Here is a 20,961-nt window from a genome sequence, read left to right on the forward strand (position 1 = left end):
TGGAAGCGGCCGGGCGGACCCGTCAGGCGTGCGCCCGGGTCAGCCAGTGCGGCGGCTCTTCCGTAAGGGCCAGCCAGTCGGCCGGAGGACTGCCTGCCTCGCCCGCGGCGACAACGCCGCCGACGATCGCGCAGGTGGTGTCCACGTCGCCGCCTGCTTGAGCAGTCACCCAGAAAGCCTGTTCGAAGTCGCCGAGGCTGCGTGCCGCCGACCAGAGAGCGAACGGAACCGTGTCGTGCGCACTCGTCCGGCGGCCGTTGCCCAGGACGGCCGCGACCGTTCCGGCGTCCCGGTAGTCGAGCATGTCGCGTGCACGGCGCAGCCCGGCACCCACCGCACTGCGCGGTACGAGTGCGACGACGCCGTCGAGCAGGCCCTCGGGCGTCGGCGGCCCGTCCGGCGAGGCGACCAGCGAGGCAGCTGCCGCGACGGCCATGGCGCCCACGACGGCTTCGCGGTGCTGGTGCGTGGTGTACGAGGAGATCTCGGCCTGGTGGGTGGCCTGCTCGGGGTCGTCGGCGTACCAGGCGCCGAGCGGCGCGATGCGCATGGCCGACCCGTTCCCCCAGGACCCCTGGCCCTTGAAGAGCGCGGAAGCCAGCTCGCGCCAGTCACCGCCCTCCCGGACCAGTCTGAGCAGCCGGTTCACCGCGGGGCCGTAGCCCCGGTCGAAGTCGTGGTGCTCGGCGAAGGAGTGGGCGAGCGCGTCCTGGTCGATGCGCTGGTGTGCGGCCAGGACGGCGAGCACCGAGCACGCCATCTCGGTGTCGTCGGTCCACTGCCAGGGACCCGGCGGCAGGGCTCGCCTCTTGAGGAGCGGGTAGTTGGCCGGGACGAAGAACTGGGAGCCGAGGGCATCTCCCACGGACAGTCCACGCAGGCTGGCCAGAGCGCGTTCGAAGCGCCGGTCAAAAGCGGAGTCAACGGTCATCGCTCTGCCACCCTATCCGGTGCTGCCGTACGGCTCGGGGGTGCGCCACCGTTCGAAGGGCCGGTCGAGCGTGTACCGGCCGTTCTCGCCGAGCAGCAGCGTGCGGGTCTCGCCGTTGCCCGGGTTGGACAGCGATTCGAACTCGGCGACCGACCAGTGGAACCAGCGCATGCAGAAGAGCCGCATGGTCAGTCCGTGGGTGACCAGCAGGACGTTCTCCGGGTGGTCGGGGGCCTCGAAGCTGCGGTGCAGACTCTCCAGGAACGCTCCGACCCGGTCGTACACATCGGCCCCGGACTCGCCCTGCGCGAAGCGGTAGAAGAAGTGCCCGTACGCGTCCCGGTAGGCCTTCTGCAGCCTGACGTCGTCCCGGTCCTGCCAGTTGCCCCAGTCCTGCTCGCGCAGCCGTGGTTCCTCCCGGATGCGGACCTGCCGCACATCGAGGCCGAACAGCCGGAACGTCTCGTGGGTGCGCCGGTAGGGCGAGACGTAGACGCTGACCTGCTCGTCCCCGAACAGCTCGCGCAGCCCCGCCCCGGTCTCCCGGGCCTGGCGCAGACCGGTCGCCGTGAGCCTCAGCGCATGGTCGGGCTCGCGTTCGTACACCGTGTCGTCGGCATTGCCCTCGGACTCGCCGTGCCGGACGAGAACTATGCGTTGCGGTCGTGCCATGTACCGACCCTAATTGCCGTCCGGCGTGACCGAGCAGTCGTACCGGCTCCATCCGGCGTATGTGACCGAGGGAACGCCGGGTGGCGGGGCGGCGCGGTCACACCGTCCAGGACGCCTCGAGCTGGACCACGTCCCCGGTGAGCGCCTCGACGTCCGTCTCCGTCTGTGCCAGTGCGGACAGCCGCGCGAGGCTCTCCGGCCGGTACTTGCCGCGTTCGGCACTCGACTGCCACATGGACAGCACCAGGAATTCGTGTCCCGGCGCTTCTCCGAACACCCCGCGGAGCATGCCGGGAGAACCGGCCATCGCCGGGTTCCACACCCGCTTCTGCGTGAGTGCGAAATGCTCGACGCGATCCTCGTACACCCGGCTGTGCGCCACCCTCAGCACGTCCGCGTCGGTGAAGAGCGGCTCGAAGCCGGTCTTCACGTCGAACCGGCACTCGAAGAGCTTGACCTGCATGTCCTTGTACATCCCGGACTGGGCAGCAGCCAGCCGGTCGTGCTCCCGGGCCATGAACGAGTCGTAGAAGACCCGGTTCTCCCAGAATGCGAACACATGGGCGACATCGGGCTTCCCCCGGCTCCACCCGCCGCTCTGTCCCCTGAACCCCGGCTCACCGAGCAGCCCCGCCCACTTTCGCTGCCCCCGTTCGAAACCGCGACGGTCCACCACGGTGCAACGAATCCACTTGACCAGCACTGGGCCATCGTACGGCGCCGGAGGTGGCGCGGGTCACGCTCCGGGCGGTCGTCCGGCCGGCCGTCAGCGGCACCGGACATCCTCGGCCAGGCGATGGCCCGAATCCGCCGTACCCACCCAACGTGGTTGGATCCACGGACAGTTACGGACATCATCGGGGTGGAAGAGGTCCGTCGGCCCAGCAGCAAGGAGGGAAGTCCGATGAGCACTCCCAACAAGGACATCGAGAAGGTCGAAGTGAGGGTCAAATGGGACCCGAGCGAGACCGGCGAGCCCGCCAACGACCTCGACATCATCGCGGCCACGTACGAGTCGGACGCGCCGTACGGCAGCCCCGCGTACCTCGTGCACTTCGACAGCCGCTCACCGGACGGCACCATCACGCTGAACCGGGACAGCCGGACAGGTCAGGGTTTCGGCTTCGACGAGGTGATGACCCTCGAGCTGGACCGGCTCTCGGACGTGTACACCAGGGTCGTCGTCGGCGTGGCCATCCAGCAGCGCGACGGGCGGAAGACCTTCGGCCAGATAGAGCACACGGCCGTGCAGATCCGCGAGGGCTACACCAATCTGGATGAGGACGATTTCTCGGGAGTCTCCGCGGCCACGGCCGCGGTCGTCGCGGAATTCACCCGGAACGCTTCGGGCTCCTGGGGGTTCCACGCGGCCGTTCGCGGATTCGACGGTGACCCTGATTCGTTCGCGGCGGTCATGGGAAACCGCCTCCCCGGAAGCTGAGAACGACCGGTCCCGCCGCCTCCTTCGTGCCGTACGACCTGATCGACGAGTACCCGCCTCTGCGTCCACCCCGCCCGGTGATCCTCGGCCAGGGAAAGTCGCCCCCTCCGCTACGAGCGCCGGCCCGCCCCGCAGCGCGCGAGACCTGACACGCACGAGGGGAGGGGCACCGGCTCAGCAGCCGGTGCCCCTCCCCTTTCACGCTTCAGTCAGCCGATGTCAGCTGCAACCGCTGGTCGACCCGCAGCCCTCGCAGATGTAGCAGGATCCGGCGCGCTGCATCTTCGTACCGCAGGAGAAGCACAGCGGTGCGTCCGCGCTGATGCCGAGCTGCATCTCGACCAGCTCGGCCGAGGTGTGTGCCGTCCTGGGAGCCGGCGTCTCGGCAACGCTCGCCTTGGGCGACGCGACCGCCTTCAGCGGCTCCACCTGTACGGGCGCGGACTGGGCCAGGCTCTCGACATCCAGCTGGTCGTCCCCGAAGGAGGGCTCGTACGAACCCGTGTCGAGGTGACGCTGGCGCTCCTCGGCCGAGTGGATGCCGAGTGCCGAACGCGTCTCGAAGGGCAGGAAGTCGAGCGCCAGGCGGCGGAAGATGTAGTCGACGATCGACTGCGCCATCCGCACGTCCGGGTCGTCCGTCATACCGGCCGGCTCGAAGCGCATGTTGGTGAACTTGGAGACGTAGGTCTCCAGCGGCACGCCGTACTGCAGACCGACCGAGACGGCGATCGAGAAGGCGTCCATCATGCCCGCGAGGGTCGAACCCTGCTTGGACATCTTCAGGAAGACCTCACCGAGACCGTCGTCCGGGTAGGAGTTGGCGGTCATGTAGCCCTCGGCGCCGCCCACCGTGAAGGAGGTGGTGATGCCGGGACGGCCCTTGGGCAGACGCTTGCGGACCGGGCGGTACTCGACGACCTTCTCGACCGCGGTACGGATGGTGTCCTCGGCCTTGGCGGTGACCGCCGCCTTCTCCTTCTCCTTGGTCTTCGCGGAGAGGGGCTGGCCGACCTTGCAGTTGTCGCGGTAGATCGCGAGCGCCTTGACGCCCATCTTCCACGCCTCGAAGTAGACCTCTTCGACGTCCTCGACGGTGGCCGTCTCCGGCAGGTTCACCGTCTTGGACAGCGCGCCGGAGATCCACGGCTGGATCGCCGCCATCATCCGGACGTGGCCCATGGCCGAGATGGAACGCTCGCCCATCGCGCAGTCGAAGACGCTGTAGTGCTCGGGCTTCAGGCCCGGGGCGTCGATCACGTTGCCGTTCTCGGCGATGTGGGCGACGACCGCCTCGATCTGCTCCGGCTGGTAGCCGAGGCGACGCAGGGCCTGCGGCACCGTGCCGTTGACGATCTGCATCGAGCCGCCGCCGACGAGCTTCTTGAACTTGACCAGGGCGAGGTCGGGCTCCAGGCCGGTGGTGTCGCAGGACATCGCGAGACCGATGGTGCCGGTGGGCGCGATGACCGAGGCCTGCGCGTTGCGGAAGCCGTTCTTCGCACCGATGCGGATCACGTCCTGCCAGGCCTCCGTCGCGGCGGCCCAGATCGGCGAGTCCAGGTCGTCCACGTGGACGGCCTTGCCGTTGGCGTCGGAGTGCTGCTTCATGACGCGCTGGTGGGGCTCGGCGTTACGGGCGTAGCCGTCGTACGGGCCGACGACCGCGGCCAGCTCGGCGGAGCGCCGGTAGGAGGTGCCGGTCATCAGCGAGGTGATCGCACCGGCGAGCGCGCGGCCGCCGTCGCTGTCGTACGCGTGGCCGGTCGCCATCAGGAGGGCGCCGAGGTTGGCGTAGCCGATGCCCAGCTGACGGTAGGCGCGGGTGTTCTCGCCGATCTTCTGGGTCGGGAAGTCCGCGAAGCAGATCGAGATGTCCATCGCGGTGATGACCAGCTCGACGACCTTGGCGAAGCGCTCGACCTCGAAGGACTGGTTGCCCTCGCCGTCGTCCTTGAGGAACTTCATCAGGTTCAGCGAGGCCAGGTTGCACGAGGTGTTGTCCAGGTGCATGTACTCGCTGCAGGGGTTCGAGCCGTTGATCCGGCCGGACTCCGGGCAGGTGTGCCACTGGTTGATGGTGTCGTCGTACTGGATGCCCGGGTCGGCACAGGCCCAGGCCGCCTCGGCCATCTTGCGGAAGAGGGACTTGGCCTCGACCTCTTCGATGACGTCACCGGTCATACGGGCGCGGAGGCCGAACTTCCCGCCGGACTCGACGGCCTTCATGAACTCGTCGTTCACGCGGACCGAGTTGTTGGCGTTCTGGTACTGGACGGACGTGATGTCGTCGCCGCCCAGGTCCATGTCGAAGCCCGCGTCACGCAGGGCGCGGATCTTCTCCTCCTCCTTCACCTTGGTCTCGATGAAGTTCTCGATGTCGGGGTGGTCGACATCGAGAATGACCATCTTGGCCGCGCGGCGGGTCGCACCACCGGACTTGATCGTTCCGGCGGACGCGTCGGCGCCCCGCATGAACGAGACAGGACCGGAAGCGTTGCCGCCGGAGGAGAGGAGCTCCTTGGAGGAGCGGATGCGGGAGAGGTTCAGGCCGGCACCGGAGCCGCCCTTGAAGATCATTCCCTCTTCCTTGTACCAGTCGAGGATCGACTCCATGGAGTCGTCGACGGCCAGGATGAAGCAGGCCGAGACCTGCTGCGGCTGAGGCGTGCCTACGTTGAACCAGACCGGCGAGTTGAAGCTGAAGATCTGGTGCAGGAGGGCGTACGCCAGCTCGTGCTCGAAGATCTCCGCGTCGGCGGGCGAGGCGAAGTAGTCGTAGTCCTCGCCGGCCTTCCGGTACGTCTTCACGATCCGGTCGATCAGCTGTCGCAGACCGGTCTCGCGCTGCGGCGTGCCGACGGCCCCCCGGAAGTACTTGCTGGTGACGATGTTGACCGCGTTCACCGACCAGAAGTCGGGGAACTCGACGCCACGCTGCTCGAAGTTGATCGAGCCGTCGCGCCAGTTGGTCATGACGACGTCACGGCGCTCCCACGCGACCTCGTCGTACGGATGCACGCCGGGAGACGTGTGGATGCGCTCGATGCGCAGACCCTGCTTGGTCGCGGTCGACTTGGCTCCCTTGGTGCGGGAACCTCGTGCCGGGCCGCTCGCCGTCTCTGTCATGCCGCCTCCCATATGTGGGCAAAAACGCCCTGAAGTGCCCAGTTCTTCCCAGGGCACAGTCTGTGTCTGAATACTCCGGACGCCGCGTGGGGCGCCGGGAGCAGGTCTGGTGCCGCCCGCCGTCGACCTCGTCGTTCCTGCCGGTCGGCGGCTGTGGTCAATCTGCGGCGATAGCGGCGGGGGCGGGGACCTCGAGGATCTCGCCGCTCCCGCATTTCTCTGCGGGAGGCCGTTGTTCGCGGAGCTCCGCGATGGCGGCCTCGAAGTCTTCGAGCGAATTGAACGCCCGGTACACGGACGCGAAGCGCAGGTACGCGACGAGGTCGAGTTCCTGCAGGGGGCCGAGTATGGCCAGGCCCACGTCGTGCGTGGTCAGCTCGGCGCTGCCGGTCGCCCGCACCGCCTCCTCGACCCGCTGGCCGAGCTTGGCGAGGGCGTCCTCGGTGACGGGCCGCCCCTGGCATGCCTTGCGGACGCCCGAGATGACCTTGGTACGGCTGAAGGGCTCGGTCACGCCGCTGCGCTTCACCACCATCAGCGAGCAGGTCTCCACCGTCGTGAAACGGCGGGAGCAGTCGGGGCACTGACGACGCCGCCGGATCGACGTCCCGTCGTCCGTGGTGCGACTGTCGACGACCCGGCTGTCGGGGTGCCTGCAGAAGGGGCAGTGCATGGCTCCCAACCCTCCTTCACAGCACGACTGAATGGCCTGTTCAGGTCCGTCACGGACCTTCGAGGCAGCCACAAGCATAGGCGATGGACTCAGCCCCGAAAGACCGGGACCACAAGTTCTGGGTGGCTAAGTCAATCCAACCACTAGATCTAGGGTTTGGCTTCGTTTTCACCCCGGCGCGTGTCGCGCCTGACGGGCGCCCCGGGCGCAGCCTACGACCCGGCACGAGGGTACGGGAAACGCACCACTGCCCGGATCCGGGGCCGCCGGATGGCAGACTGTCGCGGGACTCCTGGACGCGCTTCGAAGCACCCCCTCGCGAGCCCTGGGGGCACCCCCTCGCGGGACCCCCGGGCGCCGCCTGCGGACCCGCGGACGCTAGCGTGACCGACCGGGTCCCCCTCGCCCGGAAGCCCGCTCATACACCTCACGACAAGCCCGTGGCAGCCCTTTATTTGTTTTTCACTCGAACGTGTGTTTGGCGCAACCTTTCGAAAGCTACTACCGTTGTCCAACTAGGGAGACCATTCGAGAGGGGCCGACGTGACCACCACCGCAGACAGTGCCACCATCACTGCCCAGGACCACCGCTCCCAGAGCCGACTTGAGCCGGTGCATGCGATGAATGACTCAGGCACAAACACGGAGGGGCCGGAGCCCACACGCCCCGCGCGCTCGTTGCCCGGCCGACCTCCAGGAATCCGGGCGGACAGTTCGGGGCTCACGGACCGGCAGCGGCGGGTCATCGAGGTCATCCGTGACTCCGTACAGCGCCGGGGATACCCCCCGTCGATGCGGGAGATCGGTCAGGCGGTGGGGCTGTCCAGCACGTCGTCCGTCGCCCATCAGCTGATGGCCCTGGAGCGCAAGGGCTTCCTGCGCCGAGATCCCCATCGCCCCCGGGCGTACGAGGTCCGGGGTTCGGATCAGCCCAGCACCCAGCCGACGGACACCACGGGGAAGCCCGCGGCTTCGTACGTCCCGCTGGTCGGCCGGATCGCGGCCGGCGGTCCGATCCTCGCCGAGGAGTCCGTCGAGGACGTCTTCCCGCTCCCCCGCCAGCTCGTCGGTGACGGCGAGCTCTTCGTGCTGAAGGTCGTCGGTGACTCGATGATCGAGGCGGCGATCATGGACGGTGACTGGGTCACCGTCCGGCGCCAGCCCGTCGCGGAGAACGGGGACATCGTGGCGGCCATGCTGGACGGCGAAGCGACGGTCAAGCGTTTCAAGCGCGAGGACGGCCATGTCTGGCTGCTCCCGCACAACTCCGCGTACCAGCCGATCCCCGGTGACGAGGCGACCATTCTCGGCAAGGTCGTGGCGGTGCTGCGGCGGGTGTGAATCCGCCGGTTCGGACCGGGCCCCGGGATTCACTGCGCCGATCCCGGGGCCCAGCCATGTCCCGCTACGGAGCCGGCTTGGCCGCCGCGTCGATGGCCGCGAGCGAGCGCCGTGCCTGGTTCCGGTCCGTGGTGTACCAGAAGTCGGGCATCGAGGCACGCAGGTAGCTTCCGTACCGGGCGTTGGCCAGGCGTGGGTCCAGTACGGCGACGACGCCCTTGTCGCCCGTCGCACGGACGAGCCGGCCCGCCCCCTGCGCCATCAGCAGGGCGGCATGCGTCGCGGCGACCGCCATGAAGCCGTTGCCTCCGGCCTCCTCGACCGCTTTCTGCCGGGCGCTCATCAGCGGGTCGTCGGGCCTGGGAAACGGGATCCGGTCCATGACCACGAGCTGGCAGCTCGAACCCGGCACGTCGACGCCCTGCCACAGCGACAGCGTTCCGAAGAGGCAGGTATCCGGGTCTGCGGCGAAGTTCTTGATCAGTTCGCCGAGGGTCTCCTCGCCCTGCAGCAGGATCGGCCGGTCCTGCCTGCCGCGCAGCTCCTCGGCGGCGGCTTGAGCCGCCCGCATGGAGGAGAACAGACCCAGGGTCCGGCCTCCCGCCGCCTCCACCAGATCGGCGAGCTCGTCCAGCATGTCGGTGCGGGAGCCTTCCCGTCCCGGGGTCCCCAGATGCCGGGCGACATACAGAATGCCCTGCTTCGGGTAGTCGAACGGTGATCCGACGTCCAGCCCCTTCCACTGGGGGACGTCCTCGCCCGCGGTGCCTTCGGGCGCGAGGCCCAGCGACGCACCCACCCCGTTGAAATCCCCGCCGAGTTTGAGCGTCGCGGACGTCAGGACCACGGACCGGTCGGTGAAGAGCCTCTCGCGCAACAGCCCCGACACCGAGAGCGGCGCGACGCGCACGGACGCCCCGAAGCGGTCATGGCGCTCGTACCACACGACGTCGTACTCGGAACCCTGCGTGATGCGCTCCGCGACGCTGTGGACCGACTCGACGGACGCCATCGCCTGCTTGCGGACGGCGTCCTCGTCCTGGACGGACTTGTCCCGGGTGGAGCCGAGGGCCGAGATCACGGTGCGCGCGGCGTCACGCAGCGCCATCAGGGCGTAGCCGAGGTCCTCGGGGACCTCCTCGAGACGTCCCGGCAGGGCCAGCTCCATCACCCGCTCAAAGCCCTCCGAGGCGGTCTGCAGTGCGTCGGCGGCCTTCTCGTTGACCAGCTTGGCCGCGCGGCGCACCGCGCGGTTCACCTGGCCGGGAGTGAGCTCGCCGGTGGCCACACCGGTGACCCGCGAGACCAGCTCGTGGGCCTCGTCGACGATCAGCACCTCGTGCTTCGGGAGCACCGGCGCGCCCTCGATCGCGTCGATGGCGAGCAGGGCGTGGTTCGTGACGACGACATCGGCGAGCTTGGCCCGCTCCCGGGCCATCTCCGCGAAGCACTCCGCGCCGTACGCGCACTTCGTCGCACCGAGGCATTCCCGCGAGGACACCGAGATCTGCGCCCAGGCCCGGTCCGAGACGCCCGGCGTGAGGTCGTCCCGGTCGCCGGTCTCCGTCTCGCCCGACCAGTCGCGCATGCGCAACAGGTCCTGGCCCAGCTTGCTCGACGGGGCAGCTGCCTCGAACTGGTCGAAGAGCCCCTCCTCCTCTTCCTGCGGCACCCCCTCGTGCAGACGGTGCAGGCACAGATAGTTCGACCGGCCCTTGAGCATCGCGAACTGCGGGCGGCGGCGGAGCAGCGGCTGCAACGCGTCGACCGTGCGCGGAAGGTCCCGCTCCACCAGCTGGCGCTGGAGGGCGAGGGTCGCGGTGGCCACCACGACCCGCTCCCCATGGGCGAGCGCGGGCACCAGGTACCCGAGGGACTTGCCCGTGCCCGTACCGGCCTGGACAAGGAGGTGGGCGTTGTCGTCGACCGCCTCGGCGACAGCCGAGGCCATGGTGGCCTGGCCGGGCCGTTCCGTACCGCCGACGGCGGTGACGGCGGCGTGCAGGAGCTCGGGGAGAGATGGCTTCGTCATAGCCCGACCACCCTACGGCGCACCACTGACACCGGCGTTCACTCCCGGCCTCACACGGAAAGGTGGAGAGGGTTGGGGACCGAGCCGTGGACGGCTGCGTGAGGGCGCTCCGGCCTGTCGCGGTAGCCGTCCAGATGCAGACGGTTGCGGTTGAGGCAGAGGCGCTCGATCCTCGGCGCCAGCATGTCGAACATCTCGAACCGCTCCTTCAGCTCGGGAAACCGTGCGTGGTGGCGGAGGATCTCGGCCCGGACGAGTGACCAGAATTCACTCTCCGGTACGCCCAGTTGTTCCTCGCAGAGCGGGGACAGATAGCGGAAGACGCCGACGAAGAGCCCCGAGTGGATGAACTGGGTGAGGAAGGACGCGTCCTCGGTCAGCAGGATGTCGCGGACGTCCTGGGGCATCGGGTCCTGCTCCGGCAGCGGCTGGGCGCTGACGTTCACGTCGTCGACGAAGTCCTTGATCGCGAGGCGCACCGGCACGTCGTTCTCGTCGAAGACGACGATGGCGTTCTCGCCGTGCGGGGAGAAGACCGTGCCGTAGCGGTACAGGAAGTGCAGCAGCGGGGGCAGGAGCGCGGCGAAGAGCCTGGTCAGCCAGGCGGCCGGTGTCAGCCCCGAGCGGGCGACCAATTCGGCGGTGAAGGCACGGCCTGCCGCGTCCGTGTGCAGCAAAGAGGCGAGCGTGCGCGCACGCTCGCCCGGTGCCAGCCTCGGTTGCAGGGGTTCTCGCCAGATCGCACCGAGGATCTCCTTGAACTGATACGGCGCCTCGGGAAGATGGTCGTAGAGCGGGTGCTCGACCGTCACCGACGCGACCTCTCCGAGCAGGATGACTCCGCAGGTGTCGCGCAGGAAGGGGTCGCTGTCGCACAGTCCCTGGACCCAGGCGGTGACTGCCGGCGCGGCGAGGGTGCGCTCGGTCGGCAGGCCTCGCCAGACGAGTGTGTTGAGGATCGACAGCGGCAGCTTGACCGTGTGCCGGTCGGGTCGTCCGACGTTGGTGAAGGTACGGATGGACTGCTGCGGCAGCCGCAGGTCGTCGTCGGCGTGCAGGGGCACGATCGCACCGTCGGCGATCGCCGGCGCGAAGAGCGGGACGATCCACTCGTCCCACTGCCACGGATGCACCGGAAGGAACAGGTAGTCCTGGGGGTCGAGACCCCGGGCGCGCAGAACGGCGGCGAAAGAGGCCCGGACGGGCGGGTCCAGTTCCTGCGCGTAGAGATGTTCGGGGGTCGCGAGAGCCTTCACGCCCCTGTAGCCCGCGATGCGCGTGCTGACCGCGATCCACGGCAGCCTGGTGGCGGACCGGGCTTCGGGGGTGAAGCGGGCCGCGTCCGCGGCTGAGAATCCGAGGCGTCCCTTGTTGGCCACGAGCCAGGGATGGCCGGTCTGGTGTCCTTCCAGCTCGGCGTACGGGAGCTCGGCCAGCTGTGACACGCCGAGTGCGGTGTGGCCGAGCCGGGCATCGGCCGCGAGCGTGGTGGTGAGCTCGCGAATGAGGTGGCCGAGGGTTGCTCCGTCGAGTCCGAGCAGGCGGCGGGCGCGGGCGAGGAACTGCAGCGGGTCACGGAACGGCGTGCCGCCGCCGTTCCCCGCGTGGGCCGCCGGGGGGTCCTCCTGTGCGATCTCGCGGATCGTGTCCGGGTCGACGCGCCAGCTGCCGTAGACGCCGCGCCCTGCGCGGAAGTGCAGTGCCCCGCCGTCGTCGAGCGGGACGGAGTAACTGCCGCTGTTTCCCGGCCGCGCCGTGGGCTCGATGACTTCCTCGTAGGCGAACTCACTGATCATCTTCGCCAGCAGCCGCACCGCGGCCCGGTCCCAGAGTGCCCGGTTGAGTTCTGGTGCGTCGAGCAGCGTGTGAGGCTCCGCTGAGTTGTGGCTCGCAGGGTATGTCTGCACGGGGACTCCTCGGGTGGGAACCGATGGGGTTCGAGCGGTGTAGGTAAAGCAGCGAGTTGTTCACAGCTGTGCACGGTGGGCTCGGTCGCGAACCATCAGGGCGGCTCGCTTGTCAGGTAGTTCCACTTCGGCGGAAAAGCGGAAACCAGCGCTCAGGAAGGCGGAGACGGAAGGGGTGTTGCGCAGATCGGGCTCTGCGACGACGCGTGCGCACAGAGGACGGTTGTCGAGTACGAGGTCGGAGACGGCACGGAGCAGTGTGGTGCCGATGCCCCGGCCCCGGTTGTCCACACCGCCGATGAGGAGGTGGATGCCTGTGTCATGGGGCCGGGCAGGGTAGTGGCGGGCCAGCGGGTCCAGGTCCGCGCGGTAGATCTCCCAGTAGCTCATGGGCCTGCCGTCCAGCACTCCGAGGCAGGGGACGCTGCGTCCGTCTCCGTCGAGCTGGCGACGGATATGACCGGCGGTGATCGACTCCGGTCCCGCAAGTTCCCAGAACTCGGCGACCGCGGGGTCGTTCATCCAGCGGCTGATCATCGCGAGATCGCGTGCCGGCTGGACGGGAACCAGCTGGAACACACCGGCGGCGGTGGTGACCGGGCGCCACGCGGCAGGGCTGCCGAGCAGATCGGAGGCGTCGGGGGGCCGGACGGCTGCCGGTGGGTCCTCGCCGAGCAGGGCAAGGAGCTCTTCGGTCAGCCGCAGCTCCAGGGTGTCCTCGACACTCTGGACACCCGGTGGGGCGGCACCGGTTCCGGCATCGGCGTGCGCATCGGCGGGGGGCACCGTGACGCTCTCCTCTCGTGGTTTCAGACGGTCCTGCCGGTCAGGCGCGGAGGGGGTTGGCGATGGTGACGTAGACGGACTGGGTGTCGACGGGACCGACGAGTTCGTCGAGACCGTGCAGCCGGGTCAGCAGGTTTGCCTTGCAGCGGAGTTGTGGGGTTCCGAGCAGATAAGCGGGCAGCGGCGATCCCAGGGGCACGGCCGCCTCCAGGAACCGGCGGAAGGCGGCGAGGAGCAGTTGTTCCTCGGCGAGCCGCTGGGACCCGAAGGCTCCGATGAGTCCGAACACGTTGTTGATGCCCAGGTAGTAGGCGAGTCGCTCATCGGTGACGGCGTCGGAGACGAAGGTGTCGCTGACGGCTCCGATACCGGGGAGCCGTTGCTCGAGTGCGGCTCGGTGGGACTCACGGAAGTAGTAGCCCTGGTTGTCGCGGTACCTGCCGCCGACCGGCCAGCCGTCCGGGTCGAGGAGGACGAGGGTGTTCTGCTGGTGGGCTTCCAGGGCGACACCGGCGGTGGCATCGAACCAGAGAACGGGGAGGACGACGCGGTCGAGATAGCGCAGGAACCACTCGGCACAGACGGCTCCGGGCGTCCTGCCGGTACGGGCGGCGAGGCGGGACACGATCTCCGCGAGTCGTGAGTGCATGCCCGAACGGCCCGGCCAGGGGCGCGGTGCGGTGAGTCCGGCGATGCAGACGGCGTCGTCGGCCGGTCCGAACGGATTGTGGCGGAGCATGACGTCCAGGCCCGGGACGGGGCTGCCGTCCGGGGCGTCGACGGCGAGCCACGCGGGGTCCCTGACGATGTCGAAACCGGGGTGGGCCTTCTGCCACTGGTCCCCCAGCCCGGTGCTGAGCAGCCGGTGGACCTCTGCTCCGCGGTGGAGTTCCTTGCGGAGGTTCTCACGACGGGAGTTGGTGATGCGTACGCCCAGGGAGAGCTTCAGCATGATCCCGGCACCGGGCCGGTGCACGGTGCGCACGGAGGAGGTGGGGTGCCACTCCTCTCCGTGCGGGCCGAGGTCGTGCAGCAGCCCCTTGTCGCACAGCGCGGCGACTTCGGGGCGGCGCTTGAGCTCCGCGGCCTGCCAGGGATGGAGCGGGAGCGCCGTGGTCCCGCTGGGGAGGCGCAGCCCTTCGGAGTGGGGTGCCAGGAGTTCCTCCGCGGACACCGGACGCTCGCCCTGGGTCCAGGACGAGGCTGTGGCCAGCACGGACCGGTCCACAGCCATCCAGTGAAGAGGGAAGGAGCCGCGCAACTCGGGTGAGTAGAGGCGGGTTTCGGAATCCGAGAGGCCCTCACGGCTCTTGGGCGTGGGATGCAGCGGGTGACCGAGGAGGAGTGACTGCTCCGCCGTGAGGAAGAGGTCTGCCCCGGGGTGGGCCGCGGGCTCGCGGCGCCGGTCCGCGATGAAGTCGGCCGTGCGCCTCACCGAGTCGGCAACTCGGGCGACCATGTCCACGCCGGCGTTCCTGCAGGTCTCGCGTCCCATGAGTGCGGCCACGGTGACGGCGTCGGCGCTCGCTGCTCCGGGAGCGTTCTCCAGCGTGGGCGTGCCGAAGCGGTGCCATCCCGTCGCGGACCAGTGGATGACGGGGGCGAGGAGGGCCGTACCGCTGGCGGGGAGGGGGATGCGCAGTGTGCTGCCCTTCGGCTGGGGCAGGTCGTTCTCCCTGACCCAGCAGCGCAGCAGATTCTCCGTGCCCGCTGCGTCCGCGGCCTGGAGGGGGTCCGGGTGTCCGAGGGGGTCCAGCAGACCGGGCGCATCGAGCCGGCCCAGGCTGTTCAGGGCGTCCGGGGCGTCGAGGAGGTCTTCCGGGGACGCGTCCGCGGGCCCTCCGGCCGGAGTGCGCCGGTTTCCCTGTGGCCCGACCTTCTGCCGCGGCACGCTCGTCGATTCGAAGGCGAGAGGGCCGTCCGGCAGGTTCTGTCCTCGCTGCTGGCTGGTGAGAGGGCCGTCGGCCTCGGGCGCAGGGGTGGGGTTCACGGCTGTCTTCCTTGGTGAGGGATCCGGGATCAGCGGGTCGGCCCGGCAGCGGCCCGACGGTACGGCGAGCGCTCGGCGGCCCTCAGCGCGTCGGCGAGGCGGTCGACCACAGCCGTTGCCTGTTCGTCGGTGAGGGTGAGCGGAGGAAGGAGTCGGACCACGGCATCGTGGCGCCCGCCCAGTTCGACGATGAGGCCCCGGAGCAGGCATTCCTGCTGGACCGCGGCGGCGAGAGCCGGGGCCGGCGGGGGCGAAGCGTTCCCCGCGGTGCGGGCGAGCGGCGCGGCTTCGGGGTCGACGAGCTCGATCCCGATCATCAGTCCACGGCCGCGGACGTCGCCGATGCTGGGATGGTCCGCGCTCAGCGCCCGGAGACTGGCGAGCATGCGCGCCCCGAGTGTCGCGGCCCGCTCGGCGAGCCCGTTCTCCCGTACGTGGGCGAGGGTGGCGGCGCCGGCGGCCATGGCGAGCTGGTTGCCCCGGAAGGTACCCGCGTGGGCGCCCGGCTGCCAGACGTCGAGTTCGGAGCGGTAGACGATCACGGCGAGCGGCAGCGAGCCTCCGATGGCCTTGGAGAGCACCATCACGTCGGGCACGATGCCGCTGTGCTCGACCGCCCAGAAGGTCCCGGTCCTGCCGACGCCGGTCTGTACCTCGTCCGCGATCAACGGGATGGAGCGGGACTTGGTGATCTCCCGCATGCGGCGCAGCCAGCCGTCGGGAGCCGGATTGACTCCGCCCTCGCCCTGGACGGGTTCCAGGATCATTCCGGCGGGAGCGGGAACACCGCCCTTGGGATCGTCCAGGAGGCTCTCGGTCCAGCGAGCGGCGATGTCCGCGCCCCGTTCCCCTCCCTCCCCGAAGGGGCAGCGGTAGTCCTGCGGGAAGGGCAGCCTCGTCACCCGTACGTCCGGGGCTCCGCCCGATGCTGCCAGCGCTCCGGCCGTCATCCCGTGGTACGCGCCGGTGAAGGCGAGGAGTTCACTGCGTCCGGTCGCGGCGCGCACGAGCTTGAATGCCGCCTCCACCGCGTCCGTTCCGGCCGGGCCGCAGAACTGGATTCGCGCGTTGTCGGCGAACTGCCGGGGCAGGGTGGCGAACAGCTCGGTCGTGAAGGCGTCCTTGACCGGTGTGGCGAGATCGAGCACGTGCAGGGGTGCGCCGGAGTCGATGACCTTTCTGATGGCCTCGAGCACCACGGGGTGGTTGTGTCCGAGAGCCAGGGTGCCCGCCCCGGACAGACAGTCGAGATAGCGCCGCCCGTCGGCACCTTCGATGGTCATACCCCTCGCCCGTACGGGCACGATCGGCAGAGATCGCGCGTACGTACGGGCCGCCGATTCACGCAGTGCCTGACGTCGCAGAATCCCCTCGTGCGCAGCGGGCGGTGCCACCGGAGCTGGTTCGGTCACGGCCACGGCTGGTCGTCCTCCTGCTGTAACAGTTGCGTTGCACGTCAGTACGGTGCCCCGGAACGGACGACGTCGGTGAACGCTGTCCGGGGGTCCCCCGTACGTACCAACGACGCGGGACGCCGGGGATCACGGGTAAATCGGAAGATCCTTGCGGAGACGGAACCGTGGCCCTGCCGCGTGCCGTCCCCAACGGCACCGGCATAGTGGAGGCCGCACTCAGGACGGGCTGCCGCTCCGACGCCCTCGGTGTGCGCGCCGCCGTACCGCCAGGCCGCGTGCACCCAGCAGTCCGCAGTGCAGTACCGGAGTAAGTGACGAAGTCCCAGGGGGATCACCGCATGCGACCCATCCGCCAGATCGATACCGCACGCCGCGGGAGGAGCGCACGTCGCATCTCCCCCGTGTTTGCCGCAGCCGCCCTCGCCGCTGTTCTGACGCTCACCACGACGGCCTGCGGTCCGGAGGAGGACGCGGCGAGCAGCGAGCCGAGCGCCGCCGCCGAGCAGCCGTCCGACGGCAAGGTCACCATCCCTGACGATCTGAAGGACCGGCTCAAGGAGCACGGGATCGACATCGAGCAGTGGAGGGACGGCGAGTGGAAGAACTGGGACAAGGACAAGTGGCTGCGTGAGGCCAAGGACTACGTCAACCCGATCATCGAGGACCTCTGGAACCCGGACCGGATGCGGGATGCCGACAAGTCCCCGGAGAAGCCCGTCGACAACGACATCTCGGGCGACGAGGGCGTGACGGATCCGACTCCCGTTCCCGTCCGGGCCGCGGACGTGGAGACGCCGTACCACGACAGCGCGCCCGAGTCCGGGAAGCTCCTCTTCGACGGGCCCGAGGGCTCGATGGTCTGCTCGGCGACCGTGGTGAAGGACCCGGCCCACCCCGGCAAGTCCAACATGGTGTGGACCGCGGGGCACTGCGTGCACGCGGGCAAGAACGGTGGCTGGTACCGCAACATCGCCTTCGTGCCGTCGTACAACGACAGCGGCCTGTCGGTGGCCGAGCTGCAGGACGCGACCAAGGAGGAGATCGCTCCGTACGGCGTGTGGTGGGGCCAGTGGGCACAGACCTCCGAGCAGTGGATCGCCCAGGGCGCCTCGACGGGCGGACAGGGCGCTCCGTACGACTTCGCGGTCCTGCAGGTCACGCCGGAGAAGGGTGCGACGGGCAAGTCCCTGGAGGAGACCGTCGGTTCGGCACTGCCGGTCGACTTCAACGCCCCGGCCGTCCCGGAGATCGACAGCATGACCGCGACTGGCTATCCGGCGGCCCCGCCGTTCGACGGCCAGAAGGCGCTGCAGTGCGCCGACAAGCCGGGCCGCCTCTCCATCGCCGAGAGCGAGCCGACGATGTACCGCATCGGGTGCACGATGACCGGTGGTTCCTCCGGTGGTGGCTGGGTCGCGGCCGGGCAGGACGGTAAGCCCGCCCTGGTCTCGAACACCTCCATCGGCCCGGTCACGGCGGGCTGGCTTGCCGGACCGCGCCTCGGCTCGGAGGCCAAGGGCGTCTACACGGCGGTCAGCAAGAAGTACGCGGGCCAGTAGGTCCGGTCGGGGCCGCTCCTTCTCGCACGAGCGGCAGCACGGCGGGCCCCCGGTACGGCACTTGACGTGCAGGGGGCCCGCCGTGCCGGGTGGCGGCGCGGGTCCTGCGGCGGGCACCAGGGGTCCGCCACGTCATAGGGTGGGCCCCGCACCACGGATGGTCAGTGGGTGCACCAGCGCACCCACATGACGCGCTCATGGCAATTCGCACAGCATTCAGGGGGATCTTTTCCATGCGACCGATACGTCCGCTGCTGGCCGCCACCGGCCTTGTCGCGGCGCTCGCACTCACCGCCACGGCCTGCGGCCCCGGCGAGGACGACGCCGCCGGCAAACCTGCCGCCGAATCCGCCGGATCCACCGGGGGCTCCGCATCGGGTGACACGCCCGCAGATCTGGCCGACGCCCTCAAGAAGCACGGTGTCGATCCGGAGAAGTGGAAGAAGGGCGAATGGAAGAACTGGGACAAGGACAAGTGGCTGCGTGACGCCAAGGACTTCGTCAACCCTGTCATCGAGGGGCTGTGGAAGCCCGACCGGATGAAGAAGGCCAAGGACCCGGCCAGGACGATGTCGGCCGGCGACCTCTCGGGCGATCAGGGCGTGAGCGACCCGGAGCCCGCCCCGGTCCGGGCCGAGCCGGAGAAGCTGCCGTACCACGAGCATGCTGCCCCGGTCGGCAAGGTCTTCTTCGACTCCCCCGAGGGCTCCATGGTGTGTTCGGGCACCGTGGTGAAGGACCCGGAGAACCCCGGCAGGTCCAACCTCGTCTGGACCGCGGGACACTGCGTCCACGCCGGCTCGGAGGGCGGCTGGTACCGCAACATCGTCTTCGTCCCCTCGTACAACGACCAGGGCAAGTCCGCTGCGGCACTGGAGAACGCGCAGCCCCAGGAGATCGCTCCGTACGGTGCGTACTGGGCGGACTGGGCCGCGTCCTCCGGCGAGTGGATCGCCGACGGTGGCCACACGGGCGGCGCGGGAGCCCCGTACGACTACGCGGTGCTGCACGTGAAGCCGGAGAAGGGCACCAAGTCGCTCGAGGAGACCGTGGGCAACGCCCTCACCGTCGACTTCGACGCCCCCGAGATCCAGCAGATCAGCGGCATGGGAGCCTGGGGCTACCCGGCGGGTCCGCCGTACAACGGACTGCTCATGCACAAGTGCGTCGACCGCCCCGGCCGCCTCTCGGTCAGTCCCGGGACGCCGACGATGTACCGCATCGGCTGTTCCATGACCGGTGGCTCATCCGGCGGCGGCTGGTTCGTCGCAGGCCCCGACGGCAAGTCCGTCCTGGTCTCCAACACCTCCATCGGCCCGGTCACTTCGGGCTGGCTGGCCGGTCCTCAGCTCGGTGAGGGCGCGCGGAGCATCTTCACGATGATGAGCGAGAAGTTCGCGGGCCGGTAGTCGGCCCGGGTCCTCCCACGCGCCACGGCCGAAGGCCCGGACCCCCAGAAGAGGGTCCGGGCCTTCGGTCTGCGTGCTGCCCCGGGATCATGTCCCGGGAAGCAGATCGGTGCGGCGTCAGCCGGTGACCGGAACGAACATCGCGAGTTCCGCTCCGAGCTCCTCGTGCACCCGCGCCTTGAGCAGCGTGCCCTCCGCGGTGTGCTCCTCGGAGATCACCTCGCCCTCGGCATGGACCCGGGAGACGAGTCCGCCCTGGATGTAGGGCACGAGTGCCTCGATCTCGACGGACGGGTGCGGCAGCTCCACGTCGATCAGAGCGAGCAGCTCGTCGATGCCGGCACCGGTACGGGCCGACACGGCGATCGCGTGCTTCTCGGTGCGCAGCAGCCGCTGGAGCACGAGCGGGTCCGCCGCGTCCGCCTTGTTGATCACGACGACCTCGCGCACGTTGACCGCGCCTACCTCCCGGATCACCTCGCGCACGGCGGCGAGCTGCTCCTCCGGCACCGGGTGGGAGCCGTCCACCACGTGCAGGATCAGGTCGGATTCGCCGACCTCCTCCATGGTGGAGCGGAACGCCTCGACGAGGTGGTGCGGAAGGTGACGCACGAAGCCGACGGTGTCGGCCAGGGTGTAGATCCGGCCGCTGGGTGTCTCCGCCCGCCGCACGGTCGGGTCGAGGGTGGCGAACAGCGAGTTCTCCACGAGGACGCCCGCACCGGTGAGGCGGTTGAGCAGCGAGGACTTTCCGGCGTTGGTGTATCCGGCGATCGCGACCGACGGCACCTTGTTGCGCTTGCGTTCCTGGCGCTTGATCTCGCGGCCGGTCTTCATCTCCGCGATCTCACGGCGCATCTTCGCCATCTTCTCGCGGATACGACGCCGGTCCGTCTCGATCTTGGTCTCACCGGGACCACGGGTCGCCATGCCCCCGCCGCCGCTGGATCCGCCACCGCCCATCTGCCGGGAGAGCGACTGACCCCAGCCGCGCAGTCGCGGCAGCATGTACTGCATCTGCGCCAGCGACACCTGCGCCTTGCCCTCTCGGGACTTGGCGTGCTGGGCGAAGATGTCGAGGATCAGGGCGGTCCTGTCGACCACCTTGACCTTGACGACGTCTTCCAGGTGGATCAGCTGGCCCGGGCTGAGCTCACCGTCGCAGACGACGGTGTCGGCCCCGGATTCGAGAACGATGTCGCGCAGTTCCAGCGCCTTGCCCGAGCCGATGTAGGTGGCCGGGTCGGGCTTGTCGCGCCGCTGGAAGACCGCGTCGAGCACCTGGGCGCCCGCCGTCTCGGCCAGTGCCGCAAGCTCGGCGAGTGAGATCTCCGCGTCGTGCACCGTCCCGGAGGTCCAGACACCGACCAGCACGACGCGCTCCAGGCGCAGCTGTCGGTACTCGACCTCGGTGACGTCCTCGAGCTCGGTGGAGAGGCCCACCACGCGACGCAGTGCCGCGCGCTCGGAGCGGTCGAGCTGATCGCCGTCCCGCTCGCCGTCGATTTCGTGGCTCCAGGCGACGTCCTCTTCCATCAGGGCGTCGGCCCGAAGGCTCTCGGTGAGGCTCTCGGAGTTGCTTTCCGTGGCGCTCTGCGCGTCCTGCGCGTCCTGGGGAAGGGAAGAAGAGGAGGTCATTGGATCCTTACGTCGATAGAAGTCCGATACGTCAGTCA

At 69.3% G+C, this 20,961-nt stretch carries 15 protein-coding genes; 4 read left to right on the forward strand and 11 right to left on the reverse strand.

Translation table 11 applies throughout. From position 1 onward, the window contains the following. Positions 1–22 precede the first annotated feature (22 nt). The 3 genes from OG257_RS10465 to OG257_RS10475 form a co-directional block, all read right to left on the reverse strand. Positions 23–931, reverse strand: a complete 909-nt coding sequence (locus OG257_RS10465) for an ADP-ribosylglycohydrolase family protein (protein WP_329206725.1) — start codon at positions 929–931, stop codon at positions 23–25. A 12-nt stretch (positions 932–943) separates the two neighbouring features. Next, positions 944–1,603, reverse strand: a complete 660-nt coding sequence (locus OG257_RS10470) for a histidine phosphatase family protein (protein WP_329206726.1) — start codon at positions 1,601–1,603, stop codon at positions 944–946. A gap of 97 nt (positions 1,604–1,700) precedes the next feature. After that, positions 1,701–2,306: a YdbC family protein gene (locus tag OG257_RS10475; protein WP_329206728.1), complete on the reverse strand. Its 606-nt coding sequence runs from the start codon at positions 2,304–2,306 to the stop codon at positions 1,701–1,703. Between the two features lie 201 nt (positions 2,307–2,507). Between OG257_RS10475 and OG257_RS10480 the strand changes: the two genes are divergently transcribed. After that, complete coding sequence (locus OG257_RS10480) at positions 2,508–3,044, forward strand: TerD family protein (RefSeq protein WP_329206730.1); 537 nt, start codon at positions 2,508–2,510, stop codon at positions 3,042–3,044. 219 nt (positions 3,045–3,263) lie between these two features. On the opposite strand, the gene OG257_RS10485 is transcribed toward OG257_RS10480, so the two are convergent. Both OG257_RS10485 and nrdR read right to left on the reverse strand, forming a co-directional pair. Then, a complete protein-coding gene (locus OG257_RS10485) occupies positions 3,264–6,173 on the reverse strand; it encodes a vitamin B12-dependent ribonucleotide reductase (RefSeq protein ID WP_329206731.1) in 2,910 nt (969 codons plus the stop codon). 157 nt (positions 6,174–6,330) lie between these two features. Continuing rightward, positions 6,331–6,846 (reverse strand): transcriptional regulator NrdR, encoded by a 516-nt coding sequence (nrdR, locus tag OG257_RS10490; protein ID WP_329206733.1) that lies wholly within the window; start codon positions 6,844–6,846, stop codon positions 6,331–6,333. Positions 6,847–7,389: 543 nt separating this feature from the next. On the opposite strand from nrdR, the gene lexA reads away from it, so the two are divergent. After that, entirely contained in the window at positions 7,390–8,187 is a 798-nt protein-coding gene (lexA, locus tag OG257_RS10495; RefSeq protein WP_329206735.1) for a transcriptional repressor LexA, read from the forward strand. A 64-nt stretch (positions 8,188–8,251) separates the two neighbouring features. Here lexA and OG257_RS10500 read toward each other — a convergent pair whose 3' ends face one another. Genes OG257_RS10500 through OG257_RS10520 form a run of 5 tightly spaced genes read right to left on the reverse strand, consistent with a single transcriptional unit; the run spans position 8,252 to position 16,320 of the window. Then, positions 8,252–10,219: an ATP-dependent DNA helicase gene (locus OG257_RS10500; protein ID WP_329206737.1), complete on the reverse strand. Its 1,968-nt coding sequence runs from the start codon at positions 10,217–10,219 to the stop codon at positions 8,252–8,254. A 50-nt stretch (positions 10,220–10,269) separates the two neighbouring features. Continuing rightward, positions 10,270–12,126 (reverse strand): IucA/IucC family protein, encoded by a 1,857-nt coding sequence (locus OG257_RS10505; protein WP_329206738.1) that lies wholly within the window; start codon positions 12,124–12,126, stop codon positions 10,270–10,272. Positions 12,127–12,186: 60 nt separating this feature from the next. Beyond that, complete coding sequence (locus OG257_RS10510) at positions 12,187–12,912, reverse strand: GNAT family N-acetyltransferase (RefSeq protein ID WP_329206739.1); 726 nt, start codon at positions 12,910–12,912, stop codon at positions 12,187–12,189. 40 nt (positions 12,913–12,952) lie between these two features. Further along, positions 12,953–14,902, reverse strand: coding sequence for an IucA/IucC family protein (locus OG257_RS10515; protein WP_329206740.1), 1,950 nt, complete (start codon positions 14,900–14,902; stop codon positions 12,953–12,955). A 29-nt stretch (positions 14,903–14,931) separates the two neighbouring features. Then, positions 14,932–16,320, reverse strand: a complete 1,389-nt coding sequence (locus tag OG257_RS10520) for a diaminobutyrate--2-oxoglutarate transaminase family protein (protein ID WP_329206742.1) — start codon at positions 16,318–16,320, stop codon at positions 14,932–14,934. A 335-nt stretch (positions 16,321–16,655) separates the two neighbouring features. Here OG257_RS10520 and OG257_RS10525 point away from each other — a divergent pair, with 335 nt between their 5' ends. Continuing rightward, positions 16,656–17,876 (forward strand): trypsin-like serine peptidase, encoded by a 1,221-nt coding sequence (locus OG257_RS10525; protein ID WP_329206743.1) that lies wholly within the window; start codon positions 16,656–16,658, stop codon positions 17,874–17,876. 233 nt (positions 17,877–18,109) lie between these two features. After that, complete coding sequence (locus OG257_RS10530) at positions 18,110–19,285, forward strand: trypsin-like serine peptidase (RefSeq protein WP_329206744.1); 1,176 nt, start codon at positions 18,110–18,112, stop codon at positions 19,283–19,285. A gap of 117 nt (positions 19,286–19,402) precedes the next feature. On the opposite strand, the gene hflX is transcribed toward OG257_RS10530, so the two are convergent. Further along, positions 19,403–20,923 (reverse strand): GTPase HflX, encoded by a 1,521-nt coding sequence (gene hflX / locus OG257_RS10535; RefSeq protein ID WP_329206745.1) that lies wholly within the window; start codon positions 20,921–20,923, stop codon positions 19,403–19,405. Positions 20,924–20,961 lie beyond the last annotated feature (38 nt).

This window comes from Streptomyces sp. NBC_00683 (assembly GCF_036226745.1).
Lineage (GTDB): Bacteria > Actinomycetota > Actinomycetes > Streptomycetales > Streptomycetaceae > Streptomyces.